11 protein-coding genes are annotated in these 9,581 nt (G+C 50.7%); 5 read left to right on the plus strand and 6 right to left on the minus strand.

The genetic code is table 11. The features are described 5' to 3' along the window. Positions 1-11: 11 nt before the first annotated feature. Together fetB and fetA are read right to left on the minus strand one after the other, a co-directional pair. Positions 12-791: an iron export ABC transporter permease subunit FetB gene (gene fetB / locus LG381_RS20355; protein ID WP_001295323.1), complete on the minus strand. Its 780-nt coding sequence runs from the start codon at positions 789-791 to the stop codon at positions 12-14. After that, positions 778-1,455 (minus strand): iron ABC transporter ATP-binding protein FetA, encoded by a 678-nt coding sequence (gene fetA, locus LG381_RS20360; RefSeq protein ID WP_105289787.1) that lies wholly within the window; start codon positions 1,453-1,455, stop codon positions 778-780. Before fetA ends, fetB begins: the two co-directional genes overlap by 14 nt. Positions 1,456-1,600: 145 nt before the next feature. Here fetA and LG381_RS20365 point away from each other — a divergent pair, with 145 nt between their 5' ends. Then, a complete protein-coding gene (locus tag LG381_RS20365) occupies positions 1,601-2,518 on the plus strand; it encodes an SPFH domain-containing protein (RefSeq protein ID WP_000904498.1) in 918 nt (305 codons plus the stop codon). Then, positions 2,515-2,973 (plus strand): NfeD family protein, encoded by a 459-nt coding sequence (locus LG381_RS20370; RefSeq protein ID WP_000571573.1) that lies wholly within the window; start codon positions 2,515-2,517, stop codon positions 2,971-2,973. The genes LG381_RS20365 and LG381_RS20370 overlap by 4 nt, the downstream gene beginning before the upstream one ends. A gap of 110 nt (positions 2,974-3,083) precedes the next feature. Here the strand turns inward: LG381_RS20370 and LG381_RS20375 are convergent, their stop codons facing one another. Next, positions 3,084-3,446, minus strand: coding sequence for a hypothetical protein (locus tag LG381_RS20375; RefSeq protein WP_001001645.1), 363 nt, complete (start codon positions 3,444-3,446; stop codon positions 3,084-3,086). A gap of 364 nt (positions 3,447-3,810) precedes the next feature. Between LG381_RS20375 and LG381_RS20380 the strand changes: the two genes are divergently transcribed. The 3 genes from LG381_RS20380 to LG381_RS20390 all read left to right on the plus strand — a co-directional run bounded on the left by LG381_RS20380 (position 3,811) and on the right by LG381_RS20390 (position 5,837). Then, on the plus strand, positions 3,811-5,097 hold the full coding sequence (locus LG381_RS20380; protein ID WP_225762855.1) for a YadA-like family protein: 1,287 nt from the start codon (positions 3,811-3,813) through the stop codon (positions 5,095-5,097). Between the two features lie 117 nt (positions 5,098-5,214). Next, positions 5,215-5,637: a hypothetical protein gene (locus LG381_RS20385; protein WP_225762856.1), complete on the plus strand. Its 423-nt coding sequence runs from the start codon at positions 5,215-5,217 to the stop codon at positions 5,635-5,637. Continuing rightward, the gene (locus tag LG381_RS20390) at positions 5,634-5,837 is read left to right on the plus strand and encodes a hypothetical protein (protein WP_000650964.1); all 204 of its coding nucleotides are present in this window, start codon (positions 5,634-5,636) and stop codon (positions 5,835-5,837) included. The genes LG381_RS20385 and LG381_RS20390 overlap by 4 nt, the downstream gene beginning before the upstream one ends. 4 nt (positions 5,838-5,841) lie before the next feature. Here the strand turns inward: LG381_RS20390 and cueR are convergent, their stop codons facing one another. The 3 genes from cueR to LG381_RS20405 are packed head-to-tail and all read right to left on the minus strand — an operon-like array spanning position 5,842 to position 9,580. Beyond that, positions 5,842-6,249 carry a Cu(I)-responsive transcriptional regulator gene (gene cueR, locus LG381_RS20395; protein ID WP_001026747.1) on the minus strand — a complete coding sequence of 136 codons (408 nt, stop codon included), beginning with the start codon at positions 6,247-6,249 and terminating at the stop codon, positions 5,842-5,844. Further along, complete coding sequence (locus LG381_RS20400) at positions 6,246-7,421, minus strand: HlyD family type I secretion periplasmic adaptor subunit (RefSeq protein WP_001014327.1); 1,176 nt, start codon at positions 7,419-7,421, stop codon at positions 6,246-6,248. The genes cueR and LG381_RS20400 overlap by 4 nt, the downstream gene beginning before the upstream one ends. Continuing rightward, complete coding sequence (locus tag LG381_RS20405) at positions 7,418-9,580, minus strand: type I secretion system permease/ATPase (RefSeq protein WP_225762857.1); 2,163 nt, start codon at positions 9,578-9,580, stop codon at positions 7,418-7,420. Before LG381_RS20405 ends, LG381_RS20400 begins: the two co-directional genes overlap by 4 nt. Between the last annotated feature and the right edge of the window lies 1 nt (position 9,581).

Here is a 9,581-nt window from a genome sequence, read left to right on the forward strand (position 1 = left end):
CCGGTATCGCATCATTTCTTCTTCAATTGCGTCACCACCAACTGGTGGCGCGAATTATAAAACTTCCGATAGGTTAAATAACAGGCAATAATGGTCGACAAGCTGGCGGTTGAGAGCAGCATAAAGGTCACCATAATCTGATATTTAATCGCCTTCACCGGATCAATCCCGGCAAATATCAACCCGGACATCATTCCTGGTAAACTCACTAAGCCAACCGTTTTTGCTGAATCGACCGTCGGAATTAAAGCCGCGCGAATACTGTCGCGAATCAATATCGCTGAAGCCTGTTTCGGCGTCGCGCCAAGACTCAGTTTCTCCTGAATCTGTTGCTGTTCGCTAATGACCCGTTGCCCTAAATTGTTGTAACACAACCCCACCGCTACCATGGCGTTACCGGCTATCATCCCGGCGATAGGGATCACCTGCATCGGGATAAACTCAATCGAACCCGATAAAATTAACACCGCGAGGGTAATTCCCGCCCCGACCGTAATGGCAATAAACGACGAGATAAAAGCTTTAGCAATATATTTACTGCGTTTTTGCGCATTCCACGCCGCATTAAAGCAAATAAATAACACCATCAATAATGTCAGGCTGGCATCATCAACGCTGAAAATATATTTCAGCACATAGCCAACAATAATCAGCTGAATTATCGCTCGCCCGACGCTCCAGAGAATATCTTTCTCCAGCGCCAGTTTTTCTTTATGGCTAATTAAGATTGCCACCACCACTAGCATTAATGCCAGTGCCAATGATTCGTTAGTAATATTATGCGAGTTCATAGCGTGCTTCCTGCATTTCTCCGGCATGCGGTTGCAGTGTAATCACCTTATCCGCATGATTAATTTCGTCTTTATCGTGTGTCACCCACAGCACGGCAATATTTTGCTCGCGCACATACCGGTGGATCATCTCATTAACGTTATGTTTATTACTTTCATCCAGCGCACTGGTGATTTCATCCAGCAATAAAACCTTCGGCATAAATTGCAGGTTACGAATCAATGAGATGCGTTGTTTTTCACCACCAGATAGCTCGGCGATATTCTTCGTCAAAATGCTGTCCGGCAAAGCGAAGCGTTCGAGAAAATCGAGAAAAATGGCCGGGTCAGGCTGCTGGTTACGGATCTGCCAGGGAAAGATCAGATTATCGTATACCGTGTCGCCAAACAACACTGGTGTCTGGGCACAGTAGGAGACTTGCTGGCGATACTCCTCTGGCTTCAGGGTGAATATATCTTCGCCTGCAAATAGTAACGTTCCACTACTCGGACTGATTAATGAAGCAACAATTTTTAGTAGCGTACTTTTGCCGCAGCCGGAAGGGCCGGTAATTAACTTAAATTCGCCAGCACGCAGCGAAAAATTGATGTTATTGAGAATCTTCGTATCGCCCACCTGATATCCAACATTTTGCAGTTGGAGCAAAAGACTATTTTCCTGCATTACCCATCCCTTTTTCTGATTTTTACTAAAAACAGTTTATCCTCCGCAAGAATAAGGGGGAACTCTCTTTCAGTAATCAGGTATAATTTGTTTAATCAAGCAGCAATTTTGCTGATTATGGACGGTACAACAGGAGGTTTTTCCGATGCTTATTTTTATCCCGATTCTCATTTTTGTCGCGCTGGTCATTGTTGGCGCGGGCGTCAAAATCGTGCCGCAGGGCTATCAGTGGACGGTAGAACGTTTTGGTCGCTATACCAAAACGTTACAGCCGGGGCTCAGTCTGGTGGTGCCATTTATGGATCGCATTGGTCGCAAGATCAATATGATGGAGCAAGTGCTCGATATCCCTTCCCAGGAAGTTATCTCGAAAGATAACGCCAACGTGACCATCGACGCAGTCTGTTTTATTCAGGTGATTGATGCCCCGCGCGCCGCTTATGAAGTCAGCAATCTGGAGCTGGCAATCATCAACCTGACCATGACCAACATCCGTACCGTGCTTGGCTCAATGGAACTGGACGAAATGCTCTCCCAGCGCGACAGCATTAACTCGCGCCTGCTGCATATTGTCGATGAAGCCACCAACCCGTGGGGGATTAAAGTCACCCGTATTGAAATTCGTGATGTGCGCCCACCGGCAGAGCTTATCTCTTCGATGAACGCGCAGATGAAAGCGGAACGTACCAAACGCGCTTACATCCTTGAGGCGGAAGGGATCCGTCAGGCGGAAATCCTCAAAGCCGAAGGTGAAAAACAGTCGCAAATCCTGAAAGCGGAAGGCGAACGTCAGTCGGCGTTTTTACAGGCTGAAGCGCGAGAACGTTCCGCCGAAGCGGAAGCTCGCGCGACCCAAATGGTGTCTGAAGCCATCGCCTCCGGTGATATTCAGGCGGTGAACTACTTCGTAGCGCAGAAATACACCGAAGCGTTGCAACAAATCGGTTCGTCCAGTAACAGCAAAGTGGTGATGATGCCATTAGACGCCAGCAGCCTGATGGGGTCGATTGCCGGGATTGCCGAACTGGTGAAAGACAGCGCCAACGAGCGAAATAAATCATGATCGAGCTGCTGGTAGTACACCCGCATATTTTCTGGCTGAGTCTCGGCGGTTTATTGCTGGCTGCCGAGATGCTGGGCGGAAACGGTTATCTGTTGTGGAGCGGTGTCGCGGCGGTGATTACTGGTCTGGTGGTCTGGCTGCTGCCGCTGGGTTGGGAGTGGCAAGGGGTGATCTTTGCCGTCCTGACGCTGCTCGCCGCCTGGCTGTGGTGGAAATGGTTGTCACGGCGGGTACGCGAACAAAAGCACAGCGACAGTCATTTAAACCAGCGTGGCCAGCAGTTGATTGGCAGGCGGTTTGTGCTGGAATCGCCGCTGGTCAACGGGCGCGGTCATATGCGCGTCGGCGACAGTTCATGGCCTGTCAGCGCCAGCGAGGATCTCGGCGCAGGTACGCATGTTGAGGTGATTGCGATTGAAGGGATAACGTTGATCATCCGTGCGGTCATCGCCTGATGCGACGCTGACGCGTCTTATCAGGCCTACAAAACTAGCCAGTCTGTGCGCGAACGTAGGCCGGATAAGGCGTTTACGCCGCATCCGGCATGTGGGCGGGGAATGGCAATTTACTCTTCTGTGGTTTTACCCATACTTTTCTGGTCTTCATCCGGATAATGTTTTTTTAAATATTCCAGGACGTTTTTATTGACCTTATGTTGGGTATACACCCACCCTTTCCAGTAATCGGGCTGATCCAGGTAAACTTCTGGCGGAATGGTGAAATCAGAAAGCGTTAACCATTCGGCTAACAAATCGGGGTTTCTCTTCTGGATCAACTGCAACAGCATGATCAGCGACATGGCAGAGGCAGGAGCCGTACTATCGCCGCTTAAATACTTCCACACCGTGGAGCGATTCGAACGAAAAAGGATAGGGAGTAACGCCCTGTCCAGATTCATTTCATTAAAAATCTTCTCAAATTCATTCATTTAATTTTCCTGCCTAGCGTAAACCTCTTAAAAATTGAGATTTATCAAAGAAACGCATTCTAACATACATCAGCAACAGCATCACGTTTAGTGCAGAAACAGCATTTATTTCGCTTATCAAAACAAGTCTTTACGGTTTGTTACTGAGAAATAGCACAAAATGATTTTCCATTTTATTCTAATGGAAACTTTTTTAGTTTCCATTAGTCGGTGTTTACGCTTACATCGTATAAAAACGCGCTTTACATCACACAAATGCCAGCGTAGATTTCGATCAATACGAAACGCATAATATTTCTTATAACAACAATTAATGTTGCTATAAGAAACATAAATGCGACTTACTTTGATTGAGAAAAAATGAATGAAAACTGTAAAGATATCTTTACTGGCTGTCGTTATTGCTACTGCTGTAAGTCCATCTGCCTTTGCGGGTGATACGATTGAGGCGGCAGCGACAGAACTGGAGGCAATCCAACCAGGGATGTCACATGAAGAAGTTGACCAGAAAATTGGACGCTTCATGATTCGTACTGGAAATACAGAAGCCGCGCAAGACTATCTGTTTTCGCATGGGTATATATCTTCAGAGACGGGCGAAAATATCTCCCCGGAACAGACCCAGGCAGACCGCGATGCGGCACAGGATACAGCCATCCAGAATGCGCAAACCACCGCTAACACAGCAGTGTCGACCGCCAATGAAGCGCACCAGGCCATTACGTCAGCGCAAACCGAGATTGACGCCAGCAAAGCGGCTATTCATAAAAATACTGACGACATTATCGAACAGAAGAACATTCTTAGAGCTCAACAAGACCAAATTAACGATACACAAAAAACAGTCGCCGCTACCGGTGATGTCCAAAACGCAGCGCGTTATCAGAGTATGGTAAACGCCCGTCAGGAGGCTGCGGATAACGCACAGCAGCAACAAGCCGAAGCCCAACAAACGCAGATTACCGAGCAACAAAAGCAAATCGAAGCCACACAAAAAACGGTCGCTGCCACCGGTGATGTTCAGACCGCCGCCCGTTATCAGAGTATGGTCAATGCTAAACTGGCTGCGGAAAATGAAACCAGCACGCGCGCTTCTGCGGAGCAAGGGAAAAAAATTGACGCTCTTTCTTCTACCATGACGACGGTATCTCAAAGTGTTGCCACCGAGAACCAATCAAAAGAACTGGAAGAAATTCATGGCGATATAACAAAAACCAACACTGCGGTAAGTAAGCTGGCGGCACAACAACAGATTGATAGCGTTCATTACGGTGAACAAATTCAAAATCTGGTGCAGGATTCCACCGATACACATCATCAGTTATCAACCACGCAAAAACGAGTAGCGGATAACAGCCAACAAATTAATACGCTCAATAACCATTTCAGCTCACTGAAAAACGAAGTTGAAGACAACCGTAAAGATGCCAATGCGGGGATTGCGTCAGCTATTGCCATTGCCTCACAGCCGCAGGTAAAAACCGGTGATTTAATGATGGTGTCTGCGGGCGCGGGAACGTTTAATGGTGAATCAGCGGTATCTGTCGGCACGTCTTTTAATGCCGGAACGCATACAGTGCTTAAAGCGGGTGTTTCTGCGGATACGCAATCTGATTTCGGTGCTGGTGTCGGTGTGGGATATTCGTTCTAAAATTTTACCAGACACCTTATAAATACCAATAAAAAACAGAACTATTGAATAAATTAGAGCAAGGACGTTTGCCTAATATCACCTCTTCATTAATTCTCATATTATTTAAGGTTAACAATGATGAATAGCACCATTAAATCGATTTCCCTGCTGGCGTTAATCATGCTGGCTGGTTGTAGCTCTCCCGCGTCTCGCATTGCAGACTGCCAGGCGCAAGGCGTATCTCATGACACCTGTTATCTTGCCGAACAACAGCGTCAGGCGGCTATTTTAAGTGCATCCGAAGCGCAGGCATTTAAAAATGCAGAAGCCGCACAACATGCCCAGGCGACAAAGAAAGCCATTTATAAAGGATTTGGCATGACCTTTAGAATGAGCAGCAAAAACTTTGCTTATCTCAATGATTCATTATGTGCGATTGATGAAGATAATGCCGATGCTACGGTTTATCAGTCGGGTCTGTATAACGTGATTGTTTATCATCACACAGGAAAAGTCGCATTAATGAAGGAAGGAGAGTTTGTGGGCTATTTAAAATGAAGGATGAAAAGAAAATATCCCTGACACATATTCTGATTATCGGTGCGTTTATTTTTGCCTTCTTGCAAGTAGTATTATTAGCCTCCCTGGTTCACGCGGTTAATGCCAGCAACGCAATACAGGAAGGCTTATTTCAGACGGGACGCATTATGGTAGAAAGTTTGCAGCATATTCTTTCGGTGCAAACGGGGATTAACTGATTTTTCACCCCGCCCGATGATGACAGCAGCCGGAGAGATTTTCGATAATCGGGCAGTCGGCGCTGTCATCGCCGGGGCAGGCATTCGCCAGCGCCAGTAACTGGTCGCGCATGGATTGCAGTTCTTCGATATGTCGCTCGATCTCCGCCACCTTCTCCAGTGTGCGCCGTTTTACGTCAGCACTGTGGCGCTGCGGGTCGTTAAACAGATTCACCAGTTCGCCGCTCTCTTCCAGGTTAAAGCCCACCTGGCGCGCCTGGCGCAGTAAGGTCAGTTCGTTGAGATGCTGCTGCGTGTAGGTGCGATAACCATTTTCGCTGCGCATCGGTGGTGTCACCAGCCCCTTCTCTTCATAGAAGCGAATGGCTTTGCTGGTCAGGCCGGTAATTTTTGCTACATCGCTAATGTTCATCGTTCGCGCAACGCCTCCTGTGCTTTGTTAAAGGGTTTCAACAGATAATCCAGCACGCTCTTTTTGCCGGTGCGGATATCGACCGTCGCCACCATGCCGGGAAATATCGGAAACTGCTGTTTGCTTTTATTTTCCAGATGATTACTGAAAGTGCGAATGTACACCCGATAGTAATAAACATCGCGCCGCACTTCATCCTGCACGGTGTCCGGTGATATCACCGCGACTTCTCCCGGCAGGCCGCCATAGATGGAGTAATCGTAAGCGGTTATTTTCACCAGCGATTTTTGCCCCGGATGGATAAACGCCACATCGCGCGGGGAAATTTTTGCCTCAATCAGCAGTTGCTCATCCAGCGGCACAATGGTCATCAGTTTACCACCGGGGGCAATGACGCCGCCAACCGTGGTGACATCAATATCCTGAACAATGCCACGAACTGGCGCAGTAAAGTTGAGCCTGGTGAGGGAGTCTTCACGCCCACGGATCACCGAACGCTGGGTTTCCACTTCCGCATTGGCTTTCGCTAACTCTTCCCGCGCCTGTACGTAGTATTGCGTGCGCACGTCGCTGAGTTTGTTTTCCAGTTCATTGGCCTGGCGTTGCAGGCGCAGCACTTCGACGCTGCTCGCAGCCCCTTGTTTCACCAGCGGCTGGGTCATCGCCAGTTCACGGTTGACCAGGCTAATCCCCTGCGTCAGCCCGGTGGTGGCTTTGTTCAACCCGTCGCGGCGAGTGTTGTACAACGCCGTTTCCGACTCGATAAGTTCGGGGAATTTATTCAGTTCGTCAGGGAAGACCAGCGGTTTATTACTCACTTCCGCCCGCAGCCGCGCCGAGGTTGCCAGCGCCGCGTACAGCCGCGACATCGCTTCCTGGACGTCGGATTCCGTTTTGGTGCGGTTAAGCTGCGCCAGCGGCTGGCCCTGTTCAACAATATCGCCAACCTTCACGTCGAGATGATACAGAATTCCGCCTTCCAGCGACTGCACCACCTGTTCGCGCCCGGAGGGTTCTACCGTGCCGCTGCCGGTGGTGACTTCATCAAGCTGGAAGTACCACGCCCAGCCGAGAAAACAGAGCAGCATCACAGCGGTAACGCGTACCGCCAGCGCCGAACGCGGCAGGCGAGGTTCAGTCAGGCCACGGTTGTATTGCAGTTGTCCGTTCATGCGGCAGACCCCTTATTCTTCTCCTGCAACACCACGCGTCGCGCCGTGGGTTCGCCCTGTTCACGCAAAATAGTCTCTTTCGCGCCGTCCATCACAATGCGCCCCTGATCCATCACGATTATCCTGTCCACCAGTTGCAGCATCGCCGTGCGGTGAGTGGCGATGACCAGCGTGCGATGACCAATCCACTGCTTCAGTTGTTCGATTAAATGCGCTTCCGCCATTTCATCCAGCGAGGCGCTGGGTTCGTCGAGCAGCACGATATTGGGTTGAGAGATAAGTAGCCGCGCCAGCAGCAGCGTTTGCCGCTGACCGCCAGAAAGACCAAATCCCCCTTCCTGAATCATGTAGTTGAGGCCGTTTTTCTGCTTCTGCACAAATGGCAGCGCCCCGCTGAGGGTTAATGCGCGTTCGATATCTTCATCGCTGGCTTCCGGCATCCCCATAGTGAGGTTTTCCCGCAGCGAACCGAAGAACAGTCGCCCGGTCTGGCTGAGCAGCCCCATGTCGCGGCGCAGATCCGCCGGATCAAGCTGCCCGATGCTGATGTTATCCAGCAGCACCTGCCCCTGCTGGGCGATACGCATTCCGGCGAGCATTTGCAGTAGCGTTGATTTACCCGCGCCGTTGCGCCCGAGAATGGCTATTTTCTCTCCGGCCTGAATGTTGAGTTTGCCAATTGCCACATCGGCAATCTTCTCTTCTTCGTCGTAATAAAACACCGCGTTGCTGAACTGATAATTACCGTGCAGTACCGCTTTATGCACCAGTTTGCCGTGCTCGGGCTGATCCACCGGGCGCTTCATCAGTTCATCAAGGCCATTACGCGCCACTTTTGCCTGCTGCCAGCGCGAGAGTACGCCGGAAATCTGCGACAGCGGCGCAATGGTGCGCGAAGCCAGGATCGTCGTCCCGACCAGTGCGCCGGTGGTCATGTCACCGTTCATCACCATAAAACAGCCCACCAACAGCACCACCACGTAGACGATGGACTGCACTTCCTGGGTCCAGGTGAGCAGTAGCCCGGTGAGAAAACGTTGCTTCATGCTGATGGACGAGGCCACGTCGTTAGTGTGATTCCACTGATTCTGGAAACGCTGTTCGGCGCGCAGCAGTTTAATGTCTTCAATCGACTGCACGGCTTCCACCAGCGTCGCGTTGCGTACCGCCGACTCGCGCATCCCTTCGTTCGCCAGCCGCGCCAGCGGGCGTTGCACCAGCAGGCCGGGGATCACCAGCAACGGCAGCGCCAGCAAAACCACCAGCACCAGCCAGCCGCCGATCATCCACAGAATAAAGACAAACAGCAGGAAGAATGGCAGATCCGCCACCGCACCGATGGTGGTGGAAGTAATAAGCTCCCGCACCGATTCCAGTTGGCGGATCTGCGAGATAAACGACCCGGTGGATTTCGATCGCACGTTGTTTTTCAGCCGTAACGCATGACCAAAAACGCGATCCGAAATGCGTAAATCCGCCCGTTTACCAATCACATCGGAAAGATGTGTGCGCACCATGCGCATACAGAACTCAAACAGGATCGCCATCATCACCCCGGCGAACAGTACCCACAGCGTCGGGTAGGACTGCGCCGGAACTACCCGGTCGTAAACCTGCATCGAGAACACCATCGCCGCCAGCGCCAGCACGTTCGCCACCAGTGACGCCAGCATAATATCGCCATAGCGCCGCCAGTCTTTCAGCGAGAGATTCCAGAACCAGTTCGCCTGATACGGGCGAATATAGTCATCCACCCGCGCGTCAGGGATGGCGCTGAGCGGGCGCAGTAGCGCCAGTTCGACGATGTTATCTTCAATATCCGCGACGTTAAGCGTGGTTTCCAGCCCTTCGTCACCGCTGAACTGAACGCTGATATTGTCGTGATTATCGCGGCGGGTGATCACGCCAATCTGCTGATTATCAAATACCGCGATCAGCGGCAGACGCCACGGGTTAAGCGAGTCGGCGGAGAACTCGACCAGCCGTAACCCCATTCCCAACTGCCGCGCCATATCGGTGAGCAACTCCTCCCGCTTACTGTCGCGCTCCCAGTTGACGGTCGCGCGCACGTTCTCCTGAGAAAAATCAAGGCGGTAATAACGCGCCACGGCGATCATCGCCTCCAGCCAGGCTTCCACGGACTGGGCATTTTTTTTCATT

Origin of the sequence: Escherichia sp. Marseille-Q3837, from assembly GCF_916618735.1 — a bacterium.
GTDB classification, from domain to species: domain Bacteria; phylum Pseudomonadota; class Gammaproteobacteria; order Enterobacterales; family Enterobacteriaceae; genus Escherichia; species Escherichia ruysiae.